Origin of the sequence: Cobetia sp. BMC6, assembly GCF_029991385.1 — a bacterium.
GTDB lineage: Bacteria > Pseudomonadota > Gammaproteobacteria > Pseudomonadales > Halomonadaceae > Cobetia.
In genome coordinates this window covers 1-340 of record NZ_JAKUMF010000078.1, presented here as the reverse complement: position 1 = coordinate 340, position 340 = coordinate 1, and the positions used below count along the sequence as shown (strand labels likewise).

The window sequence follows — 340 nt, the reverse complement described above, 5'->3', positions numbered from 1 at the left end:
GCAAAAATGGTCACGCAGGCAGGAATACAGTTGAGTCGTTATCGGGCCAGCAGGCGGATGAAGCAGCTGGGGCTGATGAGTTCGCAGCCGCCGAGGCACGCCTACAAGAAGGCTGATCAGCCACACCTGGATATACCGAATGTTCTTGATCGGGAGTTCGATGTAAAGAAGCCCAATCAGGTATGGACCGGCGACATTACCTATATTTGGACAGGGGCACGCTGGGCTTATCTGGCAGTGGTCATCGACTTGTATGCTCGTAAACCCGTGGGGTGGGCATTGTCCCTATCGCCGAACACGGAGCTGGTAAAGAAAGCGCTGACCATGGCCTACGAATCGC

Annotated in this window: 1 protein-coding gene; it reads left to right on the top strand. The window is 55.0% G+C overall.

What is annotated here, in order from left to right; all coding sequences use genetic code 11:
• The coding region (locus tag MKZ40_RS17070) for a DDE-type integrase/transposase/recombinase (RefSeq protein ID WP_282628009.1) at positions 1-340 on the top strand (340 nt) is incomplete at both ends.